Genomic DNA, 21,197 nt, shown 5'->3' with positions numbered 1-21,197 from the left:
ATGTCCACGTTGTGAGAAAGCGGGCCCGCGGGGCGGGTCAGAGTTCGGGTGTCCGTACGTGCTCAGGGCGCACCCCCAGCCCGAGGAAACGCCGAAACACCCCGCCGACCAGGGGATTCTGCGGCAGCTTCGCCGGAATGCGCGGCGGCCCCACTCGGCTGTCGATCGTCGGGCCGATCAGCCGGTCCTGACCCACGCGCTGCGCGGCCTGGGTGATCCTGGTGGGCAGCATGCGGCGGCGCTCCAGCTGCCGCAACATGGCCTCCGGGATGGGCCGGCCCGCCCGCAGCGGCTCGGCCAGCAGGTTGGCCGTGGCGACCGCGTCCTGCACCGCCAGGTTGATGCCGACGCCGAACATCGGCGACATCGCGTGCGCCGCGTCTCCGATGGCCAGAAATCCGGGCCGGTACCACCGGCGGAGCCGGTTGATCGCCACCGTGAGCATGCTGACGTCGTCGAAGCTCGCGATCTGCCCGACGCGCCCCTCCAGGTACGGCAGCAGCCGCGCCACCGTCTCACGGAACGCGTCGATGCCCCGATCGGTCAGCTGGTCGTAGCCGCCCTTGGGGATGAGGTAGGCCAGCTGCCAGTACGTCTCCCTGTTGATGCCCACCATCGCGTTGCCGGTGGAGATCCGCAGGAACGTCTGCTCAGGGTCGCTGCCGAGGCGCGGCAGCCGGAACCACAGGACGTCCATCGGCGCGCCGAACTCCTGCGGCACCAGCCCGGCGGCCGCGCGCAGCGTCGAGCCGCGGCCGTCCGCGGCCACGGTCAGCTCCGCCCTGATCTCGTGCTCGCCCGACTTGTCGCGGTAGCGCAGTCCGCGGGCCGCGCCGTCCTCGCGGATCAGGCCGTACGCCTCGGAGTTCATGAGCAGCCGGAACGTCGGGTACTTCTCGGCGGCCGACGTAACGAGCTTCAGGAAGTCCCATTGCGGGACGAACGCGATGTAGTTGTACTTCCCCGGCAGCCGACGAAGGTCGGCCATCTGGATCGGCCCGTCGTCGGTCAGCAGGGTGAACCCATACGTCTTGCGGTGGGGGATCTTCAGGAACTCCGCGGCCAGCCCGAGCTCGTCCAGCACCTGAAGCGTGGACGGGTGGATCGTGTCGCCGCGGAAGTCGCGGAGGAAATCGGCGTGCTTCTCCAGCAGGGTCACCTCGACACCCGCTCTGGCCAGCAGCAGGGCGAGCATCGCGCCCGCCGGGCCGCCGCCGGCTATCACACAGGAATTCATCACGTATTGAGTTTAACCCCGTCTATGGAGAAATGCACTTGCCCGGTGCCATCCGGCACGCCCGAAACGCCGAAGTACTACCGAAGTAATGACGTGACCCCGACCGACGTGGAGTGCGACATGAGCGATGAGCTCCACACCCTTTCCGGCGCCTATGCCGTGCACGCGTTGCCGGACAGCGACGGGGTGCTGTTCGAAACGCACATGGAGGAATGCCCGTCGTGCCGGACGGAGGTACGGCGGCTGCGCGAGACGGCCGTCCTGCTCTCCCTCGCGGTCGCCGAGCCACCCCCCGCCGCCCTGCGTACCCGCGTTCTCACGGCCGTCGCCCGCACGCCCCAGGCTCCCGCAGGCTCGCCCCGACAGACTCTCCGCGACGTGCGGCGTCCGGCGGGTGACGTGACCGTCTGGGCGGCGGGGCCGTCCTCGGGTGACGCGACGGTCTGGTTGCCGAAGCCGTCCTCAGCCGGTCAGGCGGTGACCGGGAGTGACGTCGTGCCCCTGCGGCGTCGGCGAGGGCGGGGGAGGGCGGTGGCCGGGTTGGCGGCCGTGTCCACGGCGGCGGCCGTCGCGCTCGGCGTCGTGGTGTTCGACGCCCGCCGCGACCTGGGCGACCTCCAGGCCAGGGACGGCGAGGTCGCGGCGGTCCTGGCCGCGCCCGACGTCCGGACCGTACGTCTGCCGGTCACCGCGGGTGGCAGCGGCACCGTCGTGGTGTCACGCGCGCGGGGCCGGATGGTGTTCACGTCGTCGGGCCTGCCCGAACTGCCCCGGTCGAGGGTGTACGAGCTGTGGCTGATGGGCCCGGACGGCATCCGCTCGGCGGGACTCCTGGACCGGCGCCCTGACGGCGTCACCACGCCCATGCCGGCCGCGGCGGCCAAGGGGGACGAGCGCATCGGCCTCACCGTCGAACCGGCGGGCGGCTCCAAGCAGCCCACCACCCAGCCGGTCCTGTTGGCCGAACTCCCCACAGCCTGACCAGATTTATCGGCTTTGGGATGAGACGCCGGCACACAACGGGCCGATAATGCGGATCATGCGTAGATCCGCGGCCCTGGTCCTGGCCGCCGCCGTCTTATACATCCCCCCAGCCAACGCAGACGCAGCCGCCGCGCCCGGCGCTGCCACCGTCGTGCCGGTCCAGGTCACCGGTACGCCCGCCAAACGGTTCAACCTGGTCATCATGGGCGACGGCTACACCGAGTCCGAGCAGGCGAAGTTCCAGGCGGACGTCGACCGGCACCTCAACGTGATGTGGTCCATCGAGCCGTACAAGTCCTACCGCGCCTACATCAACGTCTACCGGGTGGACATCGTCTCCGGCGAGTCGGGTGTCAGCTGCGACCCCGCCTTGACCTCACCGAAGAAGACCACCCCGCTCAGCATGGGCTTCTGGGGCCAGTGCAACCCCAGCAGCGTCCAGCGGCTGATCACCATGGACAACACCGCCGCCACCCGCTACGCGAACCTGGTCACCGGCACGACCTCGGCCAACCGGCAGATCCTCGCGCTCGCCAACAGCGGGACGTACGGCGGCGCGGGCGGTTCCTACGCGACCGCCTCCGGCAGCAACTCCATGTCCGCCCTGATCAGCCCGCACGAGCTGGGCCACTCCCTGGGCGGCCTGCAGGACGAGTACGACTACTACCAGCGCGGCGTCCCCGGCGGCCCGTACACGGGGCCCGAGCCCGCCTCCGCCCACCACACACTGCTGACCGAACAGCAGATGCTCGACCAGAAGAAGAAGTGGTGGCGCTGGCTCGGCGAGCCCAGCGAGTCCGGCGGCCCGATCGGCCGCTACGAGGGCGGCATGTACGCCACCACGGGCGTCTGGCGGCCGAGCCGGCACTCGATGATGAAGACGCTCGGCTACTACTACGACCAGGTGAGCCGGGAGGTGATGGCGCAGCGGATCACCGGCAAGACGACGGTGATCCAGGACGCCACCCCCTCGGCCGCGCCCGTCGGCGCCGACCGGGTGCTCTGGGTGGAGCCGATGCGCCCGAACGGCCACGCGCTCACCGTCACCTGGAACGTCGACGGCACGGACCGGCCCGCCGGACAAGGCACGGCCCTGGACTTACGCGCGCTCGGCCTCACCCCTGGCACCCACACGGTCAAGGCGACGGTCAGCGACCCGACGAACTTCGTCAGGGACCCGGCCATCCGCGCCGCGATGTCCGCCTCCCGCACCTGGACCGTCGACACGTCAGTGACCACCCCGCCCGACGGCGTCACCCCCGGCATCGTCTCCGCCACCTCGGTGGAGCGGCCGCTGGGCCGTACCGAGGTCGTGTACGTGGAGACCACGCACCCGGCGGCGAGCGTTCCCGCGGTCGCGTGGGCGCTCGACGGGAAGCGGGTCGGCGAGGGCGACAGCGACCTGGACCTCGGCGCGCTGAAGCCGGCCGACGGCACGCACACCCTCACCGCGACGGTCGGCGACCGGACGCTGACCTGGACGGTAGACGCCACCTCGCCGAAGACCGGCTACGAGCTGTCGCCGCCGCTCGTCAGGTCCGGCGACACCTATGTCTACAACGGGCCGTTCTCGATGAAGCTGACCGGCACTGACGATCAGGGCGGTTACGTGGTCTCGGAGTCGAGGGTCGACGGCGACGGCTGGTTCAACTACTTCGGCTGGCCGACCTCCTCCGACCTGCCGTGGACGTTCACCGAGGACGGCACGACCATCGACTCCCTCGTGTACGGCAAGCTCCCCAGGGGGCGGCACACGATCGAGTACCGCTCGATCGACGGCTCGGGCAACTACGGCAGGGCGGGCAGCTTCACCGTCACCACGATCGCCCCGCCGCCCGCCTGCACCAGGACCCTCACCGGCGCCCAGCGCGGCCCGCTGACCGTCGCCGACGGCGTCACCTGTCTGGACCACGCGCAGGTGAGCGGGCCGGTGACCGTGCGGGCGGGCGCATCGGTGGTCGTCACCGGCAGCCGGCTCTCCGGCGCGCTCATCGCCTCGCGGGCCGCCTCGGTGCAGGTCCTCGGCGCGCGGGTGGACGGCGCGCTGAACGTCGACCGCGCCGGCTCGCTGGCCGTCGTGGGCGCCGACATCCGCGGCGCCGCCCTGCTGACCGCGAACACGGCGCCGATCCTGTCGGGCACCACGGTCAAGGGCGCGCTCGCCTGTACGGGCAACACGCCCGCGCCCGTGGACCTGGACGTGCCCAACAAGGTCACCGGCGTGGGCGCGGGACAGTGCGGCAAGCTAGGCGCGGGAGCCGGGGGCACCTCCTACGAGGCGGTCCAGGACGTCCGTGAGTGAGGTGGTGGACAGGTCGCGGGCCCGCGCGTACTCCGACTCGGGATACTGCCGCGGCCCGTTCTCCACCAGCAGGATCAGGTAGAGGTAGGCACGATAGAGGTCGAGCCGGGTCCGCGCGGCGGGGGTGAGCTCCAGCGGGGTCACCTCGCGGTACCCGGCCAGGAGCGGGTCGTCGTCGCGCAGCTCGCCGAAGATGGTCGGCGTGACGAACTCGGCCAGCGGGTCGCCCCAGAACGCCCGCTCGTGGTCGATGATCGCCTGGATCCTGGGCGTCCCGGACAGGTCCAGGAAGACGTTGCCCGCCCAGACGTCGAAGTGGACGAGGTGCGGCGTGGTCACCTCGTCCAGCACGGGCGCGGCGGCGGCGAGCAGCTCGCCGATCTCCGCGGCGGGCCGGGGGAGCGGCGTCGGGTAGCGCTCGGTGTCGGCCAGCAGCGCCCCCACCATGGCCAGGTACGCCTCGCGCCAGGTGCGGCCGGTGATGCCCGCGTGCGGGTAGCCGAACACCTCGCCCGTCACCGCGTTGAACCTGGCCAGGTGGCGGCCCAGCTCACGCCGGAGCGCCGCGTCGGCGCCGTCCGGTTTCACGTCGTTCCACGACACGCCGTCCAGCGTCCCGAACAGCAGGTAGTCGCCGCCGAGCACCGGATCGTCGAACCCGGCGGCCAGCAGCCTCGCCACCGGCACGCCCGCGGCGACGGCCAGCTCGCAGGCCGCCGCCTCCATCCGCAGCAGGTTGCGTTCGTAGCTGAGCTGGTCCAGCTCGGGGGAGGGGGCCAGCTTGAGTACCACGTCGCGGCCGTCGTCGAGGAGGAGCCGCCAGACCGCGTTGGCGTAGCCGTCGGTGAGTTCGGTGGATTGGGTAACACCCGCGCCGAGCGCGCGCCGGGCGAGATCGTCGAGCTCGGTGGGCGATAGACGCCGTTTCGTCCTGCTGTCCACGAGACCCGATTGTGGGGTCAGGCCGCGCTGATCGTCCAGCTCGGCCCGAACTCGTCAGGCGGTGCTGATCGTCCAGCTGGCCACGTGCTCGCCGCCCGGTTCGAGAACCACCACGTCGGTGCCGGAGTTGAACGCGTCGGGCGGGCAGGTCATGGGCTCCACCGCCACGCCCTCGTAGCCGAGCTGCCCGCTGGTGCAGACCTGTACCCACGGCAGCACGGCCGGGTCCCACGTCATGCGTACGCCCCCGACCCGGGCCTCTCCGGCCGCCAGCCCGGTGAACGCGTGGTCGATCACGTCGCCGTCGAGCACCCTGGCCTTGCGGAAGTCGTACGGGGAGCCGGACACGTCGTCCAGGGACCGCGGCAGCAGCTGTTCATCGGTGATCAGCACCTTGGCGGCGGGCAGCTCCAGGTCGTCGCCGAGCAGCCAGGGATGGGGGCCGCAGCCGTAGGGGGCGGCGTCGGCGCCGTCGTTGCGGGCGGTGACCGTGGTGGTCAGTCCGTGCTCGTCGAGGCGGTGAAGCACCCGCAGCGTCAGCGTGAACGGGTAACCGGCCGTGGGGGTGATCGTGTGCGCCAGGCGTACGAAGGCGTGGTGGTCCTCGGCGGCCAGCAGCTCCACGACCTGCCAGTCGACGCCGTACACCAGCCCGTGCAGGGCGTGGCCGCGCTCGGGCTCGCTCACCGCCAGCTCGTGCGTCCGCCCGCCGAACGGATAGCGGGCCCCGCCCACCCGGTTCGGCCAGGGGGCGAGGATCGTGCCCGCGAAATAGGGGACCGGGCCCTCGGCGGGCCAGCTCGTGATCAGGTCGCGCGCGCCGTGGCGGAGCGTCCTGAGCGCGGCGCCGCGCGGGCTGATCCGCGCGGTGTATCCGGCGGCGGCGAGCTGGGGCACGGAAGAATCCTCTCTCGGGGGGTTGAGCAAAGGGTATCCCGAGGTCAGGCCGACTCCCGGCGGACCAGGTGGGTGTCGAGGATGACCACGGGCTGGCGGAGCGCCTCGCCGTTGATCCGCGCCACCAGCAGCCGCGCCATCTGGCGGCCCATCTCCTCGGCCGGCTGGTGCACGGTGGTCAGCGGCGGGTCGGCGTGCAAGGCGACCTTGGAGTCGTCGAACCCCACCACCGCCACGTCACCCGGGATGGCCCGGCCCTCGAGCTTGAGCACCCGCATCGCCCCCACCGCCAGCGGGTCCGAGGCGGCGAACACGGCGTCGAGCTCCGGCTCGGCGGCCAGCAGCTCGCGCATCGCCGCCGCGCCGCTCTCCTCGGAGAAGTCGCTGCCATAGGCGACCAGCTCCCGAGCTCCCAAGGTGAGCAGCGCGTCGTGGTAGCCGGCCAGCCGGTCGACGCCCACGCCCATGTCCTGCGGCCCGGCGATCGTGGCGATGCGCTGCCTGCCGAGACCCAGCAGGTGCTTGACCGCCTGCCGGGCGCCGGCCCGGTTGTCCATGTCGACGTAGCTGTAGGGGGTGAGGCCGACCGGGCGGCCGCCCAGCACGGTCGGCACGCCCATCGCCTCCAACCGGCCGGGCAGCGGGTCGGCGCCGTGCAGCGACAGGAGCAGCACGCCGTCGACGTGCTGCCCCGTCAGGTAGTGCTCCAGGCGTTCGTGCTCCTCCTGCGACTGGGCCATGGCCAGGATCAGCTGGAGGCCCGTCTCGGCCAGCGCCGAGCCGATGCCCCTGATGGTCCCGGCGAAGTAGGGCTCGTCGAAGACGCGCAGCTCGGACTCCGACACCACCAGCGCCACCGTGTCGGTGCGCCGGGTGACCAGCGCCCGCGCCGCGCGGTTGGGGACGTAGCCCAGCTCCTGGATGGCCCGTTGCACGGCGTCGCGGGCCTTCTCGCTCACGTTGGGTGAGCCGTTGATGACTCTGGACACCGTGCCACGGCCTACTCCGGCCAGAGCGGCGACTGCCTCAAGAGTCGGTCGGTTCATGACGCCTATTCTGCCGGATGATCTCCGAGTACCAGATAGCGCTGTCCTTGAGCACGCGCCGCTGGCTCTCGAAGTCCACGTGCACGAGGCCGAAGCGCTTGCCGTAGCCCCATGCCCACTCGAAGTTATCCATAAGCGACCAGGCGAAATAGCCCTCCAGCGGCACCCCGGCGTCGATCGCGTCGCGGCAGGCGCGCAGGTGGTCCTCGAAGTAGGCCACCCGCTCGGAGTCGTGTACCCGGCCGTGCTCCAGGACGTCGTCGAAGGCCGCGCCGTTCTCGGAGACGACCATCGGGATCGCCGGGTAATCCCGCGCCACCCTGGTCAGCACCTCCACCAGGCCGCCCCGGTCGATCTCCCAGCCCATCGCGGTGACCGGCCGGCCGCCGTCGACGAACGACACATGCTCGCTGCCCACCCAGGGCGAGGCGGAATCCGTGGGCGCCGCCGCCGCTGAGGCCCTGCCGCCTGGTGCTCCCGAAACCGTGAAGCGGCTGTAGTAGTTGACGAGCAGCACGTCGATCGGCGCCTTGATGGTCGCCAGGTCACCGTCCCTGATGAAGTCCAGGTCCATCCCGAGGTCGTCGAGGACGTCCTGCGGGTAGCGGCCGGTCATCAGCGCGTCGAGGAAGAACCGGTTCTGCAGCCCGTCGATGCGCCGCGCCGCGTCCTGGTCCGCCTCGCTGTCGGTGGCCGGGGTGATCGCGTAGAGGTTCACGCAGCCGCCGACCCGCCTCGCGCCCATCGCCTGTACGGAAAGGCCGTGCGCGAGGTTGAGATGGTGCGCGCCCCTGATCGCGTTCTCCGGCTCGCGACGGCCCGGGGCGTGCTCGCCCGAGGCGTAGCCGAGGAACGCGGTGCACCATGGCTCGTTGACGGTGCTGAAGGTATGTACGTGATCCTTCAGCGCTTCGTGCACGGTCGCCGCGTAGTCGGCGAAGCAGTAGGCCGTGTCGCGGTTGGGCCAGCCGCCCCTGTCCTCCAGCGCCTGGGGCAGGTCCCAGTGGTAGAGGGTCAGCCAGGGGTCGATGCCGTGCTGCCGCAGCTCGTCGGTGAGCCGTTTGTAGAAGTCGAGGCCCTTTTGGTTGATCTTGCCGGACCCGTCGGGCTGGATCCGGGGCCAGGATACGGAGAAGCGGTAGGCGGTCAGGCCCAGCTCCGCCATGATCTGGGCGTCTTCCCGGTATCGGTGGTAGTGGTCGATGGCCACGTCCGCGTGGTCCCCGTTGAGCACGCGGCCCGGGGTCTTGGTGAAGGTGTCCCAGATGGACATGCCGCGCCCGTCCTCGGCGACCGCGCCTTCGATCTGGTACGCCGAGGTGGCCGCGCCGAACGCGAATCCCGTGGGGAACTGCAGCCCGGCACGCGTCTGTTCCTCTTGTGTCGTCACGCCTTGACCGCACCTTCCATGAGTCCGCCGACGATTTGGCGGCCGAATGCGACGAATACCGCGATGAGCGGAATGATGGACAGCGCCGTTCCCGCGAAGATCAATGTGTAGTTGGTGGAGAACCTGGCGTTCAGCGAGGTGATCGCGATCTGCACCGTCGGATTGTCCGGAGTGAGGACGATCAGCGGCCACATGAAGTCATTCCACATCAGCATGAACGTATTGATCCCGAGCACCGCCATGCCCGGCCGTACGGCCGGCAGCACGACGTTCCACCAGATCCGCAGGGTGGCCGCGCCGTCGACCCTGGCCGCCTCGACCAGTTCCATCGGCACCGCCTGGCGGGTGTACTGGGTCATCAGGAACACGCCGAACCCGTTGAGCAGGTACGGCAGGATGACCGCCTTGAGGGTGCCCGTCCACTCCAGGCTGACCATCAGCCGGTAGAGCGGCACCACGCCCATCTGCTGCAGCGGCACCGCCATCGTCAGCAGTACGGCCAGGAGCAGCACGTTCCTGCCCTTGAACGACAGGTTGGCGAAGGAGAAGCCGGCCAGCGTCGAGATGATGACCACCGAGACGGTGACCACGCTCGCCACGATGAACGAGTTGGTCAGGCCGAGCAGGAAGTGGGCGTCCTCGTTGTTGAGCACGGCGAGGATGTTCTGGCCGAGGTTCCCGCCGGGCAGGAACGGCGGCGGCACCGCGACCGCGTCGGCGTTGGTCCGCGAGGCGATGACCAGCATCCAGTACAGCGGGAAGGCGGACAGCACGATGGCCAGCGCCAGCATGACCCGGGTGATGAGGGTCGGCGACCAGTTGGTCATTTGGTGCCCCCGATCCTGCGGACGAACAGGAAGTTGATCAGCGCGCCGATGAGGATGAGCAGGAACAGCAGCCAGGCCGCCGCGGCGGCGTAGCCGTAGTCGAACTCGCGGAAGCCCTGCTTGACGATGAACATCGCGACCGTCTGGAACTGGCCCTGCGACCCGCCGTCGACGTTGCCGTTGTAGAACGTCGTCGGCTCGGAGAACAGCGTGAGCCCGCCGATCGTGGAGTTGAGCACCACGAAGATCATGGTCGGGCGGAGCATCGGCAGGGTGATCTGCCAGAACTGCCGCCGCCGCGAGGCCCCGTCGATGGCCGCGGCCTCGTACAGGTCGCGCGGAATGGTCTGCATGCCGGCCAGGAAGATGATCGCGTTGTAGCCGGTCCAGCGCCAGTCGACCATGGTGGCGATGGCCAGCCACGACGGGACCCGCTCGGCCCGCCAGTTGATGGCGTCCACGCCGAACCAGCTGAGGATCCAGTTGACCAGCCCCCAGTCACGGGCGAAGAGCTGGGTGAACACGACCGCCACCGCGACCACCGAGGTCACCAGCGGCAGCAGCACGCTCATCCGGATCGCCAGGCGCAGCCGGAACCGCTTGTTCAGCGCGTTGGCCAGGAACAGCGCCAGCAGCAACTGCGGGATGGTGGCCAGCAGGAACATGCCGACCGTGTTGACCACGGCGTTCCAGAAGTCCTCGTCGGCCAGCAGTTTGGCGTAGTTGCCCAGCCCGGTCCACTTCGTGGTCCCGGCCAGGTCGTAGTCGTAGAGCGAGTAGTAGAGGGTGAACGCCAGCGGGAAGAGCCCGAAGGCGGCGAACAGGATGAAGTACGGGGACACCAGCGTGTACGGCATCACCTTGACGTCCAGTCTGGAACGCCAGAGACGGCCGGTCGGAAGGGTGTCGATACTCATAGGAGACCTTTCGGCGGCAGTAGCCCGGCCCGCTCATGGCGGGCCGGGCGGGGAAGATCAGCCCGCGGCCTTCACCGCGTCGTCGACCAACTGCTGCCAGGCCTTGCCGTAGGGCACCGAGCCGTCGTCCATGCCCTGGATCACCGACTCGATGGCGTTCTTGACCTGGGCGTGCTTCACGCCGAGGAAGACCGGCTGGAGGCTCGACGCCGACTTGGCGAAGATCTCGCCGATCGGGGCGTCGTTGAAGAACTCGTTCTTCGCGCTCTGCACGGCCGGGTCCTGCTGCGCCTTCGTGTTGCTCGGCATGTTGCCGAAGTCGGTGAAGATGCTCGCCTCGGTCTGCGCTTGGGTCAGGTAGTCCGCCACCGCCGCGGCTTCCTTCGGGTGCTTGCTCTGCTTCGGCACCGACAGCCAGGAGCCGCCCCAGTTGCCGCCGCCGCCGGGTACCGCGGCCACGTCCCACTTGCCCTTGCCGCCGTCGCCGGCGTTGCCGCTGACCACGCCGAGCATCCACGACGGGCAGCCGACCGTGGCGAACGCGCCCTTCTGGGTGCCCGCCGCCCACTCGTCGGTGAAGTTACGCAGCTTGGCGGTCAGGCCCTGCTGGCTCATCTTCGTGGCGAAGTCGAAGCCGGCCTTCACCGCCGGGTTCTTGTCGACGATGAGGTTGTTGTCCTTGTCGAAATAGGTGACGTTGCCGTTCTTGGCCGCCTCCTGGTAGAGGACCACCTGGTAGAGCGTGTTCGTGCCGTCGGCGAACTTGGTGTCCTTCACCTTCGCCTGGAACTGCTGGCCGACCTTCATGAAGGCGTCCCAATCGGGCCACAGGGCGCTGACCTTGTCGCGCTCGGAGGGCAGTCCGGCCTTCTTGAACAGATCCGAGCGGTAGCAGATGCTCATACCGCCGATGTCGGTGCCCAGGCCGAACAGCTTGCCGTCGGCGGTGAGGCCGTTCTCCCACTTCCAGGCGGGGAAGTCCGCCTTGCGGGAGTCCAGGCCGAATTCCTTCAGGTCCGCCCACCACTCCGGGTGCGCCTTGGCCAGGCCCATGCCACCTTCGTCGATGCCGACCACGTCGCCCGCGCCGTTGCCCGCCTGCAGCCACTGGATCATCTGCGGCCAGTACTGCTGCTCGAACTGGTCGGTCAGGTGCTCTTCCTTGATCTGGATGTCCTTGTGCTCGGCGTTCCACTTCGTGATGGCGTTCTTGTAGCCGAAGTTCGAGCCGCCGCCGAAAGTCTGCACCCGGATCGTGACCGGTTCGGCGGCCGCCGAGGACGCGGGTGCGTTGCTGGCCGCCGGAGTGCCGCCGGAGCCGCAGGATGCGACGGTCAGGGCCGCCGCCGCCAGGGCGGAAGCCGCGGCGAGACCGCCGCGACGCTTGCGGTTCAACATGGTGGACCCCTTCTCGGGTGAATGGGTGGGGAGGTGCACCGCGACACACGCTCCGGGCCGCGGTGGGAAATCCTTGGGAGCGCTCCCACAAAGGGTGCACTTATGGCCTGTGCCCGTCAATGCGCTGAAACGCAACCGTTACCAATGGTGCGATTTCTCATTCTGAAAGGGGATTTTTGGTGACTTACGACGCAAAGGGCCGTTTGGGAGCGCTCCCATCACAAGGGACTCGTTTGTGTTTGCTTTCTGGGCATGTCGCCCACACACTGCGGGCTTTTCTCGTGGTCACGCCCGTGGTCACGAGCGCAGTAGGGCTCGCGGTCGCGACTGCTGAGGCGTCCGTACGGCGCGTTGGCGGCGATCAGCAGGCGACAGGGATCAGCGGGCGACAGGGATCAGCAGGCGGCGGCGCGCTCTCGCAGCAGGGTGCGCTCGCGGGCGTTGCGGGTCATGGCCGCCGCCCGTTCGAACTCGGCGCGCGCCTCACCCTGTCGCCCCAGCTTGACCAGCAGATCCCCGCGTACGCTCGGCAGCAGGTGGTAGCCCTTCAGCGCCGGTTCGTCGACCAGCTGGTCCACCAGCTCCAGCCCGACCGCCGGACCGTACGCCATGGCGAGCGCGACCGCCCGGTTGAGCTCGACGACCGGGGACCGCGACATCCGCGCCAGCGCCTCGTAGAGGGTGGCGATGGCCCGCCAGTCGGTCTCCTCGGGGGTGAGCGCCCTGGCGTGACAGGCGGCGATGGCGGCCTGCAGCACGTACGGGCCCAGGTCGCCGTCGAGATCCTCGGCCCGCTGGAGCGCGTCCAGGCCACGGCGGATCAGCAGGCGGTCCCAGCGGCCCCGGTTCTGCTCCAGCAGCAGGATCGGCTCGCCGGACGGTCCCACCCGGGCGGCCGCGCGCGACGCCTGGATCTCCATCAACGCGACCAGGCCGTGCACTTCGGGCTCCTTGGGCATCAGCTCGGCCAGCACCCGGCCGAGCCGCAGCGCGTCCTCGCAGAGTCCGGGCCGCATCCAGTCGTCACCGGCCGTGGCCGAGTAGCCCTCGTTGAAGATCAAGTAGATGACCTCCAGGACCGACGACAGGCGTCCGGCCAGCTCCTCACCCTGCGGCACCTCGAACGGCACCTGCTTGTCGGCCAGCGTCCGCTTGGCTCGGACGATCCGCTGCGCCACCGTCGGCTCAGGGACCAGGAACGCCCTGGCGATCTCGTCGGTGCTCAGCCCGCCGAGCACCCGCAGCGTGAGCGCCACCCGGGCCTCCGTGGACAGCACCGGATGACACGCCGTGAACACCAGCCGCAGCAGGTCGTCCTCGATCTCATCGGTGCCGGGCAGCTCCTCGTCGGCACCCGGCTCCTCCGACAGCTCGCGGCCCATCTCGGTCAGCTTGCGCGCGTAGCGTTCCTGACGGCGCAGCAGGTCGATGGCGCGGCGTTTGGAGACGGTCATGAGCCAGGCGCCGGGATTGCCCGGCACCCCCGACTCCGGCCACTGCTCCAGCGCCGCGACCAGGGCGTCCTGGGCCAGCTCCTCGGCCAGGCCGAGGTCGTGCACCAGCCCGGTCAGGCCGGCGATGAGCCGCGCCGCCTCCATCCGCCAGACCGTCTCGATCGCCCGATGCGTATCGGAAGCCATCACGTGGCCATAAGACCAGCCCGCCCCACCCCCCGCAAGCCGGGACCGGAGCCTGGTGGGCGATTCGGGCCCCCAACGGAGAGTTGGGCTCGCGGGCGGGAAGCGGCTTCTATCGTTCGGCGGAACCCATCAGGCGCTCCCGCAATGCCGCCTCGCGTTCGGCCTCCTCGGGGGTCATCGACCCGGCCGGCAGGTCGGCGGCGTCGAACACCTGCCAGACGTCCAGCCCGACCCCCTCATGCCCACCGGGAACCGGCACCCGCAGCGCCCATTCGATGGCCTCCTCCCGGGACTTGACCTGGATCAGCCAGAACCCGGCGATCAGCTCCTTGGCCTCGGCGAACGGCCCGTCGAGCACCGTCGCCTTGCCATCCTTGGTGTAGGCGATCTGCGCACCGTGGGAACTGGGGTACAGCCCTTCGGCGGCCAGCAGCACCCCCGCCTTGGCCAGGCTCTCGTTGTAGGCGCCCATCGCGTCGACGAGCTCCCGGCTGGGCAGTTCGCCGGCCTCGGTCGCCTCGTTCGCCTTCCCTACGATCATGAACTTCACGATCCGCCTCCTTCACTCTCACGAACGCGTCGAACGGTCAGGCCCCGAATCGACACGTGAGCAGAAATTCTTCACCAGGAGACGTCGCAGCGTCATCGGCACCGCGGACCAAGACCGGCGCCTTCAGCCCGCCGGCGGTAAGGACCGGCGATCTACGTTCCAGCGAGGACCCCGGACAACCTCCTGGCCGTGATCCGGGCTTGGGATCCGCCGTAGTCCGCTTCTCGCCAGTTCTTGCGGTAGTACAGGAGCGTATAGATGGCCAGTGTCCTGCCCTGCCGCAGGACGGTGCCGTCATGGCGGAGGCGTCCGCCGCGCGGGCGGGCACGCCGGAGCCGATCAGGACCACGAAGGCGACCGCCGTCGCAGGCAGCAGGCGGAAGTCGGGTGACTTGTGAGCTGTTCGAGTCCTGACTCCAGGGGCTGCAGATAGTCGGCGGCGAACCTCGCGTGTCATTACACAGAGTAGCGATTATGGCGCATACCGTATCTGTTGGGCTTCTGCGCCGTTTCCGTCGTCACGATGTTCTGGGCTACGTCCTCGAACGGCACCCGAGACACCCATGGTCCGCAGAACCCGGCGGCTGCCACCAGGGCAGCCGCGCCGACCGTCAACGGTTAGGGGAGCGCGATGAGCGACGACAAGGAACCGAAGCTGATCTACGGCCAGGGGGCCGATGCGTGTCCCGAGGGGCACTTCTGTCTCTATCGGGCCAATAACTTCAACGCGGGCCAGACCCCGGGGCGTGGCGACAAAATCCTGGCCATTCCGATGGGCGCGCATGCCAACGACTTCTCCGAGTACGGGTTCGACCACAGCGGTGACGGGGTGAGCGCCGTCGTCAACAACACCGTCGAGGACAACGCGCTCTTCTCGGCCGCCAACCAGCAGGGACACTCACTGCCGGTGGAGCGGGGAGCCTCGATCGCGAGGTTGTCGGACATCCCCATGGCCGAGAGCCCGAACGGCTCCTGGAACGACCAGGCCCAGTCCGCGCTGGCGGCCCGCTTCGTGGGGAACCTGCGCGTCGATCAGGAGTTGCGAGGCCACTGGGCGGAAGGCTCGGGCCACATCTACTCCTACCGGCTCACGATGCACGCCGAGGACACCCGCGTCATGAAATGGGCCGTGGGCTTCGGCGGCTTGCCGGAGGGAACCTTGCTGTCCAAGAGCTTCGTCGACACCTTCTGGGGCGAGATCTTCCGCGACGGCAGCGACGGCGCCGTCCTGCTCGGCTCCCCCGAAGGCGGCGGGCACAGCGTCGATCCTGGGACAGCCCTTCCCATTGACATCCAGGTCGTCTACCCAGGCGAAAGCCCCGCCTACGAACGCCTCACCGGCCTGAACGCCCAGCAACTGGGCTGACTCGCCGGATCGCCGAAAGCGTCGTCCAACGCCGAACTCCCCGCGAAGCCGTGGCGTCGCGGGGAGATCGGCCGGGGGTCCGGTCTTGCGTCAGATGTGCTCGGCAGGGTTCGCCGGGAGGTAGAAGTTCCAACTGCCGTGTCCCTCGTGGGCGCCGCCCGCGGGGCAGTGTCCGTTGTCGGGGCGGCCATTCCACCAAAGGGTGTAGCACTTGTTACAGAAGCGCCAGTTGTCCTGCTGCGTCGTCGGTGACATGTCCCCTCCTCCAGTATCGAGAACCGGCTCGCTGTCCGGCCACCGTCAGTGTCCGAGGTGACGGCAGGCCCGTGACATCCCCAAACTTGGGGGGTTGCGGTCGGATGGGCAGATAAGGCAGCCATGCGCTGTTCAGCCCAACGTGGTGGGCTTTTCGGCAGCCGGTACGGGAGCGTAAGCAGCCGGTACGTGAGAGTAAGACGCCGGTACGGGAGAGTAGGACGCCGACGAGCGCGCGTCCAGTAGGACGCGCGCTCGTCGGCAGGAGAGCCCTCGATCAGGAAGTCGTCAGGCCCCGTAGTTCGGGTAGCCGTAGCCGACCACCTGGGACGTCGGCCGGACGCGCTGCTGGACGCTGCCGTTGCCGGTGTTGCCCTCGATCGTGGAGATCGTGCCGTCGTGGTTGTCCTTGACGACGAAGCCGACGTGCTCGATGTCGTCCAGGCTCTTGCTGCCGCCCCACGAGAAGAACACCACGGCGCCCGGCTTCGGGGTCGTGCCCCAGTGGTTGTTGTTGGCGAACCACTTCGCGTGCTCGACCGTGTAGGCGTCCCAGCCGATCATGCTGCGCGCGCCGGACTGCTCGCCGACCCACGAGACGAACATCGAGCACCAGGCGGCGTTCAGGTAGTCCGCCCGGGTGCCGCCGTCGCGCCTGAGGGTCTCCAGGGCGCGCGGGGAGTTCATGTACCACTTCTGGAACTTGGTGCCGCCACCGTAGGCGTTCTCAGTGGTGCCGACCTGGGCCTTGGCCAGCGCCAGAACCCGCGAGACCGTGGCCTTGGCCTTGACCTCGCTCTCCGGGTGGCTCTTCGCGGCGGCGGCGGCGTGTGCCGGGGCCGCGGCAGCGTGGGCGGTGGCGGTGTCCGCGTGGGCGGCGGACTGGCCGGCGAAGGCGGCGGCCGCGACGCTCACGCCGAGGACGGCGTGAGCGAAGGTCGACTTGGTGGCGCGAAAAAGATGGGACTTGGCCATCGAGGGGGTAACTCCTTGCTTCCATGCCGCTTACCGGGTTAGCTGACGGGTTCGGACGTGGAAGCTGTCCTACGGCACGTGACGTGCCGATACACCCCAAAGGACGGTGGGTCCCCGGTTCCGCGCGAGGCGGATTCAGCGGTCACAGGACGGTCCTGTGATGCCTTTGTGCGATGGTCTGGCAACGAACGGACAAACCGGACGTATGCCTCATATGACCACAAAGGTAATGCAAGTGGCAAGGGTCTTACAAATGGATAAATCGCCAGCTAAGAGAGCTGCTCCCTCGCGTCGGCCAGAAGCCCCATCATGGCAAGGCTTTCGTCAAGTGGCATGATCGCGGATTCGGTCCTGCCTTCGGCCATGGCGTCCCGTACCTCGCGCACCTCGCCGGCGTACCCGTTGTCCGCCGGATCGAGCACGAGCTCCTCCGTCTCCATCGACGGCCCGCTCAGCACGACCCGCTCCGGCGCCCAGAACGGCGCCTTGATGTGGGCGCGCATGTCGGTGCCCACCACGACGGCGTCGTTGGCGTACGGGCCCAGCAGCGAGCACTCCACCAGGGCCCGCCTGCCGCCCGGATAGACCAGCACCCCGCCCGCCTCCGCGTCCACCCCCGAGGGCGCCAGCGAGCCCGTGACGTGCATCCGTGAGGGCATCCCGAGCAGCAGCTGCGCCAGTCCGAACGAGTAGACGCCCAGGTCGAGCAGCGCCCCGCCGCCCAGCTCCGGCGCCCACAGCCGGTGTGCGGGATCGTAGGGAGCCTTGAAGCCGAACGACGCCTGGACCGAGCGGATCTCGCCGAACCGGGGATCGCCGGCCACCCGCTGGATGAGCGGATTGAACCGGGTCCACATGGCTTCCATCAGGAACACCCCGGCATCGCGGGCGAGCTGGACCATCCGCTCGGCGTCGGCGACGGACGCGGCGAGCGGCTTCTCGCACAGCACCGCCTTGCCCGCCGCGATCGCCGCCTCGGCGACCTCCAGGTGCTGGGCGTGCGGGGTCGCCACGTAGACCGCGTCGACGCCGGGGTCGGCGCACAGCTCCGCGTACGAGCCGTACGCCGACTCGGCGCCCAGTTCCGAGGCCAGCGCCCGCGCGCGGCCGAGGTCGCGTGAACCGACGGCGGCCACCCGCATTCCCGGCTCAGCGGCGATGACCGCCCCGACCCTTGCAGCGATGACACCCGTGGCCGCTATGCCCCATGCGAGATCCTTCATGGGGAAAGATCCTAGGGACTTACCCCATCCAGCTGAAAGTCTCCGGGTCGGGCCCGATCCGGCCGTCCTGCTTGGTCAGGGCGCCTATGGCCGCCATGTCCTCGGTGTCGAGGACGAAGTCGAACACCTCGAAGTTCTCCTTGATCCGCGCGGGCGTGACCGACTTGGGGATCGTCACGTTGCCCAGCTGGATGTGCCAGCGCAGCACGATCTGGGCCGGCGTCTTGCCGTGCTTCTCCGCCAGCACGGCCAGCGCCGGGTCGCCGAGCAGGCCCTTGCCCTGCCCCAGCGGGCTCCACGCCTCCGTGAGGATGCCGTTGGCCTCGTGGAACTCCCGCAGCGCGCGCTGCTGGAAGTACGGGTGCAGCTCGATCTGGTTGATGGACGGAACGATGTCGGCCTCGTCGATGACCCGGGTGAGGGTCTCGATGGTGAAATTGGACACACCGATCGCCTTGGCCCGTCCCTGACGGTAGATCTTCTCCAGGCCGCGCCAGGCCTGCAGATACTTGTTCCGGGACGGCACCGGCCAGTGGATCAGGTACAGGTCCACGTAGTCGAGACCGAGCCGGGACAGGCTCTCGTCGAACGCCTCCTCCGCCCGCTCGTGGTCGTTGTTGAAGAGCTTGGTGGTGACGAACAGCTTCTCGCGCGGGATCCCCGAGGCGCGTACGGCCCGGCCGACGCCCTCCTCGTTCCCGTACGCGCTGGCGGTGTCGATGTGGCGGTAACCGGTCTCCAGAGCGGCCGTCACGACCTGTTCGGCCTCGTCGCTCGGCACCTGCCAGACGCCGAACCCGAGCTGCGGCACCTGCACGCCGTCGCTGTTGAGTAGTAGCGAGTTCATGGGTCCCATTGTTCATGTCCCGTTTCTGGCGGCTTAAGGCGGCCGGGCTAGCTTGAAGCGGTCGTGATCGGGCTATCACCCCGCGGGGGTAACAGAGTGGGCAAACAGGCGTCGGCCTGGGTGGAGTCCCCGCTTCAGATGCTGTGCGCCATAGAGGCGCACCGCGCTGGACTGCTCGGGCCTGCCACGGTCGTCGTGCCGCGTGCCGGGCTGCGAGCGCTCAAGGCCACTCGCCGGGAGCTGTCCGGTCTGGCTCTGCCCGAGGGGCTGGAGCTGGCCGAGCCGCGCGAGCGCATGCCGCGCTCCCCGCACGCCGTCGGCGACGCCTTCTCCGGCCGGGTTCAGCTGCGCTGGCTCGTCTCCCATCCGGGCCGCATCGTGATCGTCGATGACGGGCTGGCCACGCTCCGGTTGCTGTCTCTGCTAGCCGAAGGGCCGTACAAACCGCTGTTGCGGGCGCGGGCCCACCCGGGAAAGCTGCGCGCGGCCCTGGGGCTGGCGGCGGCGATCAGGCTGCGCGCGAGCCGGGTGTCGGTCTTCACCGCGCTGCCGGTGACCGACGAGCTGGCGGCGGCCGTCCGCGCGGCGGGCGTCGACCTGGTCCGCCACGACTTCGGCTGGCTGCGCGAGCAGCCGCTGAGCGGGCCGGGCCCGGCCGAGCGGACCGTCGTGCTCGGCACCTCCCTGGTCAGGAACGGACTGGTCCACCGGGATCGCTACCTGAGCTGGCTGATGGAGCGGGCCGCCGAGGAGCCGCTCGCCTACTTCCCGCATCGCCGCGAGGACCCCGCTGACGTGGCGGTCATCCGCGAGCGGCCCGAGATCACCGTGCACGACGCCGGCGTACCCGCTGAGCTGACGCTGCGCGGTCTCGACCCCGCCCAGCGGGTGCTCAGCCTGCCGTCCACCGCGATCACCTCGCTGCGCGTGCTGCTCGGCCCGCGCGGCGTCGCGGTCGAGGCGGTGGACGTGCCGGACGACTGGTGGACCAGCAGGGCGGCCCCCGACCTGCGCTCCCATCTGACCGGAGTGGCCGGATGATCGGCTTATCTCGCCGCTGATGGGAGTCGCCGGGTGACCGGCTCATCCCGGAGCTGATCGAAGTCGCCGGGCGACCGGCTTACTCCGTACGTGACTGGAACGGCCGGTCAAGACCGGCGTTCAACCCATACGACTGGGCGTCTGCCCGTATTTGACTGGAGTGACCACTTGAGAGTGCTGGCCGTGGCCGACTCCGACTCGTACCTGAAGTGGGCGTCCTGCCTGCTGGAAGACCTGCCGCCCGGCTGCGAGACGGACCTCGCGGTGGTGCGCACGCCGATCGCGCCCTCGCCCGAGCAGATCGCCGCCGCCGTGGGCGGGCGTCCCGCGCCGCCGCTGATGCCGGCGCGGGCGGTGCGGCGTCTGGCGGAGCGGACGCGGCCGGACGCGATCATCGTGGCCTGTACGGGGCCGGTCGTCGACGTACTGGTGGCCGAGGCGTTCGCCGGGCTGTGGCCGCGGCCGGTGTTCGTGACCGGGCTGCCGGGCATCTCGGTGCCCGCGACGGAGAAGGCGTGGCTGTTCCGCAGCGGGTGCGACCTGTTCGTGGTGCACAGCGAGCGGGAGGTGGCCGAGTTCGGCGGGATCGCCGCCCAGCTCGGCGGGGGAGGGGCGGTCGGGCTGGCCCGGCTGCCGTTCCTGCGCCCGCGGGCCGTGCGCGGCGGCGGGAACCGGGTGGTGTTCGCCACCCAGGCCAAGGTGCCGCGTGAGCGCGAGGATCGCGAACGCATACTGCTGTCCCTGGCCGAGCTGGCCGCCCGCCGCCCGGACCTGGACGTGGTGGTGAAGCTGCGCGCCCTGGAGGACGAGCGGCAGACGCACAACGAGCGCTTCCACTACCAGCGGCTCTGGCGCGAACTCGGCGAGCCGGGGCGGGTGGCGTTCGAGGTGGGTTCGATGCACGACCAGCTGGCTCAGGCGGCCGGGTTCGTGACCGTCAGCTCGACGGCGGCGCTGGAGGCCATCGCGCAGGACGTGCCGCTGCTGGTGCTGAGCGACTTCGGCGTGAGCGCGGAGATGATCAACCTGGTGTTCGAGGACAGCGGGCTGCTGGGCACGCTCGACGAGCTGGCCGGCGGCGGCTTCCGCGCCGCCGACGCAAGGTGGTGCGCGGCCAACTACTTCCACCCGGCGGAGCGCAACGACTGGGCCGCGCTGCTGGGCGGGCTGGTGGCCGGCGGCCCGCGGGTCCCGGCCAGGTCGCTGCTCGACGGGCCGGAGCACGCCGCCGCCCGCCGCCGGGCCAGGATGCGCCTGGACGTGCCGCCCACCATGCTGCGCGTCGGCTACCGGGCCAAGCGGCGGATGCGCCGGTATCTGCGGGCGCTGTCCTGAAGTCGTTGCCCCCGGAGAACGCTGT

Annotated in this window: 19 protein-coding genes and 1 riboswitch; of the genes, 5 read left to right on the top strand and 14 right to left on the bottom strand. The window is 69.7% G+C overall.

Annotated elements, in window-relative coordinates:
- Positions 1–37: 37 nt before the first annotated feature.
- On the bottom strand, positions 38–1,237 hold the full coding sequence (locus ACGFJ2_RS53045; RefSeq protein ID WP_393482175.1) for an FAD-dependent oxidoreductase: 1,200 nt from the start codon (positions 1,235–1,237) through the stop codon (positions 38–40).
- Between the two features lie 120 nt (positions 1,238–1,357).
- Here ACGFJ2_RS53045 and ACGFJ2_RS53040 point away from each other — a divergent pair, with 120 nt between their 5' ends.
- On the top strand, positions 1,358–2,218 hold the full coding sequence (locus ACGFJ2_RS53040) for an anti-sigma factor domain-containing protein (protein WP_393481927.1): 861 nt from the start codon (positions 1,358–1,360) through the stop codon (positions 2,216–2,218).
- A gap of 58 nt (positions 2,219–2,276) precedes the next feature.
- Positions 2,277–4,523, top strand: a complete 2,247-nt coding sequence (locus ACGFJ2_RS53035) for a M64 family metallopeptidase (RefSeq protein WP_393481924.1) — start codon at positions 2,277–2,279, stop codon at positions 4,521–4,523.
- Here ACGFJ2_RS53035 and ACGFJ2_RS53030 read toward each other — a convergent pair.
- The 9 genes from ACGFJ2_RS53030 to ACGFJ2_RS52990 form a co-directional block, all read right to left on the bottom strand.
- Positions 4,467–5,465 (bottom strand): phosphotransferase family protein, encoded by a 999-nt coding sequence (locus ACGFJ2_RS53030; protein ID WP_393481921.1) that lies wholly within the window; start codon positions 5,463–5,465, stop codon positions 4,467–4,469. The genes ACGFJ2_RS53035 and ACGFJ2_RS53030 overlap by 57 nt on opposite strands.
- A gap of 54 nt (positions 5,466–5,519) precedes the next feature.
- Complete coding sequence (locus ACGFJ2_RS53025; RefSeq protein ID WP_393481918.1) at positions 5,520–6,362, bottom strand: aldose 1-epimerase family protein; 843 nt, start codon at positions 6,360–6,362, stop codon at positions 5,520–5,522.
- A 44-nt stretch (positions 6,363–6,406) separates the two neighbouring features.
- On the bottom strand, positions 6,407–7,408 hold the full coding sequence (locus ACGFJ2_RS53020; RefSeq protein WP_357952558.1) for a LacI family DNA-binding transcriptional regulator: 1,002 nt from the start codon (positions 7,406–7,408) through the stop codon (positions 6,407–6,409).
- Positions 7,389–8,798, bottom strand: a complete 1,410-nt coding sequence (locus ACGFJ2_RS53015) for a GH1 family beta-glucosidase (protein WP_357952559.1) — start codon at positions 8,796–8,798, stop codon at positions 7,389–7,391. Before ACGFJ2_RS53015 ends, ACGFJ2_RS53020 begins: the two co-directional genes overlap by 20 nt.
- Positions 8,795–9,625: a carbohydrate ABC transporter permease gene (locus ACGFJ2_RS53010; protein WP_357952560.1), complete on the bottom strand. Its 831-nt coding sequence runs from the start codon at positions 9,623–9,625 to the stop codon at positions 8,795–8,797. The genes ACGFJ2_RS53015 and ACGFJ2_RS53010 overlap by 4 nt, the downstream gene beginning before the upstream one ends.
- Entirely contained in the window at positions 9,622–10,542 is a 921-nt protein-coding gene (locus tag ACGFJ2_RS53005; RefSeq protein ID WP_357952561.1) for a sugar ABC transporter permease, read from the bottom strand. The genes ACGFJ2_RS53010 and ACGFJ2_RS53005 overlap by 4 nt, the downstream gene beginning before the upstream one ends.
- A gap of 57 nt (positions 10,543–10,599) precedes the next feature.
- Positions 10,600–11,940, bottom strand: a complete 1,341-nt coding sequence (locus ACGFJ2_RS53000) for an ABC transporter substrate-binding protein (RefSeq protein WP_393481913.1) — start codon at positions 11,938–11,940, stop codon at positions 10,600–10,602.
- A 395-nt stretch (positions 11,941–12,335) separates the two neighbouring features.
- Positions 12,336–13,580, bottom strand: a complete 1,245-nt coding sequence (locus tag ACGFJ2_RS52995; RefSeq protein ID WP_393481910.1) for an RNA polymerase sigma factor — start codon at positions 13,578–13,580, stop codon at positions 12,336–12,338.
- Between the two features lie 109 nt (positions 13,581–13,689).
- Positions 13,690–14,121, bottom strand: a complete 432-nt coding sequence (locus ACGFJ2_RS52990) for a YciI family protein (RefSeq protein WP_393482172.1) — start codon at positions 14,119–14,121, stop codon at positions 13,690–13,692.
- Positions 14,122–14,761: 640 nt separating this feature from the next.
- Here ACGFJ2_RS52990 and ACGFJ2_RS52985 point away from each other — a divergent pair.
- A complete protein-coding gene (locus tag ACGFJ2_RS52985; RefSeq protein WP_357952564.1) occupies positions 14,762–15,496 on the top strand; it encodes a hypothetical protein in 735 nt (244 codons plus the stop codon).
- Between the two features lie 90 nt (positions 15,497–15,586).
- Here ACGFJ2_RS52985 and ACGFJ2_RS52980 read toward each other — a convergent pair whose 3' ends face one another.
- The 4 genes from ACGFJ2_RS52980 to ACGFJ2_RS52965 all read right to left on the bottom strand — a co-directional run bounded on the left by ACGFJ2_RS52980 (position 15,587) and on the right by ACGFJ2_RS52965 (position 18,796).
- Positions 15,587–15,751 (bottom strand): hypothetical protein, encoded by a 165-nt coding sequence (locus ACGFJ2_RS52980; protein WP_214641500.1) that lies wholly within the window; start codon positions 15,749–15,751, stop codon positions 15,587–15,589.
- A gap of 288 nt (positions 15,752–16,039) precedes the next feature.
- Positions 16,040–16,726: a CHAP domain-containing protein gene (locus tag ACGFJ2_RS52975; protein ID WP_393481906.1), complete on the bottom strand. Its 687-nt coding sequence runs from the start codon at positions 16,724–16,726 to the stop codon at positions 16,040–16,042.
- Positions 16,727–16,738: 12 nt separating this feature from the next.
- Positions 16,739–16,877, bottom strand: a riboswitch (cyclic di-AMP (ydaO/yuaA leader).
- A gap of 118 nt (positions 16,878–16,995) precedes the next feature.
- Entirely contained in the window at positions 16,996–17,949 is a 954-nt protein-coding gene (locus tag ACGFJ2_RS52970) for a Gfo/Idh/MocA family protein (protein WP_393481903.1), read from the bottom strand.
- A gap of 19 nt (positions 17,950–17,968) precedes the next feature.
- A complete protein-coding gene (locus ACGFJ2_RS52965; protein WP_393481900.1) occupies positions 17,969–18,796 on the bottom strand; it encodes an aldo/keto reductase in 828 nt (275 codons plus the stop codon).
- A 120-nt stretch (positions 18,797–18,916) separates the two neighbouring features.
- On the opposite strand from ACGFJ2_RS52965, the gene ACGFJ2_RS52960 reads away from it, so the two are divergent.
- On the top strand, positions 18,917–19,837 hold the full coding sequence (locus ACGFJ2_RS52960) for a hypothetical protein (RefSeq protein WP_393481897.1): 921 nt from the start codon (positions 18,917–18,919) through the stop codon (positions 19,835–19,837).
- A gap of 174 nt (positions 19,838–20,011) precedes the next feature.
- Positions 20,012–21,172: a DUF6716 putative glycosyltransferase gene (locus ACGFJ2_RS52955; protein ID WP_393482169.1), complete on the top strand. Its 1,161-nt coding sequence runs from the start codon at positions 20,012–20,014 to the stop codon at positions 21,170–21,172.
- Positions 21,173–21,197: the final 25 nt, after the last annotated feature.

It is taken from the genome of Nonomuraea sp. NPDC049028 (assembly GCF_043197735.1).
Lineage (GTDB): Bacteria > Actinomycetota > Actinomycetes > Streptosporangiales > Streptosporangiaceae > Nonomuraea.
This window is presented reverse-complemented; position numbering and strand designations above follow the sequence as displayed.

Coding starts and splice junctions, on each gene's coding strand:
- ACGFJ2_RS53045 (WP_393482175.1), bottom strand. CDS start 1,237: ATGAATTCCTGTGTGATAGCCGGCGGCGGCCCGGCGGGCGCGATGCTC.
- ACGFJ2_RS53040 (WP_393481927.1), top strand. CDS start 1,358: ATGAGCGATGAGCTCCACACCCTTTCCGGCGCCTATGCCGTGCACGCG.
- ACGFJ2_RS53035 (WP_393481924.1), top strand. CDS start 2,277: ATGCGTAGATCCGCGGCCCTGGTCCTGGCCGCCGCCGTCTTATACATC.
- ACGFJ2_RS53020 (WP_357952558.1), bottom strand. CDS start 7,408: ATGAACCGACCGACTCTTGAGGCAGTCGCCGCTCTGGCCGGAGTAGGC.
- ACGFJ2_RS53010 (WP_357952560.1), bottom strand. CDS start 9,625: ATGACCAACTGGTCGCCGACCCTCATCACCCGGGTCATGCTGGCGCTG.
- ACGFJ2_RS53005 (WP_357952561.1), bottom strand. CDS start 10,542: ATGAGTATCGACACCCTTCCGACCGGCCGTCTCTGGCGTTCCAGACTG.
- ACGFJ2_RS53000 (WP_393481913.1), bottom strand. CDS start 11,940: ATGTTGAACCGCAAGCGTCGCGGCGGTCTCGCCGCGGCTTCCGCCCTG.
- ACGFJ2_RS52995 (WP_393481910.1), bottom strand. CDS start 13,580: ATGGCTTCCGATACGCATCGGGCGATCGAGACGGTCTGGCGGATGGAG.
- ACGFJ2_RS52990 (WP_393482172.1), bottom strand. CDS start 14,121: ATGATCGTAGGGAAGGCGAACGAGGCGACCGAGGCCGGCGAACTGCCC.
- ACGFJ2_RS52985 (WP_357952564.1), top strand. CDS start 14,762: ATGAGCGACGACAAGGAACCGAAGCTGATCTACGGCCAGGGGGCCGAT.
- ACGFJ2_RS52980 (WP_214641500.1), bottom strand. CDS start 15,751: ATGTCACCGACGACGCAGCAGGACAACTGGCGCTTCTGTAACAAGTGC.
- ACGFJ2_RS52975 (WP_393481906.1), bottom strand. CDS start 16,726: ATGGCCAAGTCCCATCTTTTTCGCGCCACCAAGTCGACCTTCGCTCAC.
- ACGFJ2_RS52970 (WP_393481903.1), bottom strand. CDS start 17,949: ATGAAGGATCTCGCATGGGGCATAGCGGCCACGGGTGTCATCGCTGCA.
- ACGFJ2_RS52965 (WP_393481900.1), bottom strand. CDS start 18,796: ATGAACTCGCTACTACTCAACAGCGACGGCGTGCAGGTGCCGCAGCTC.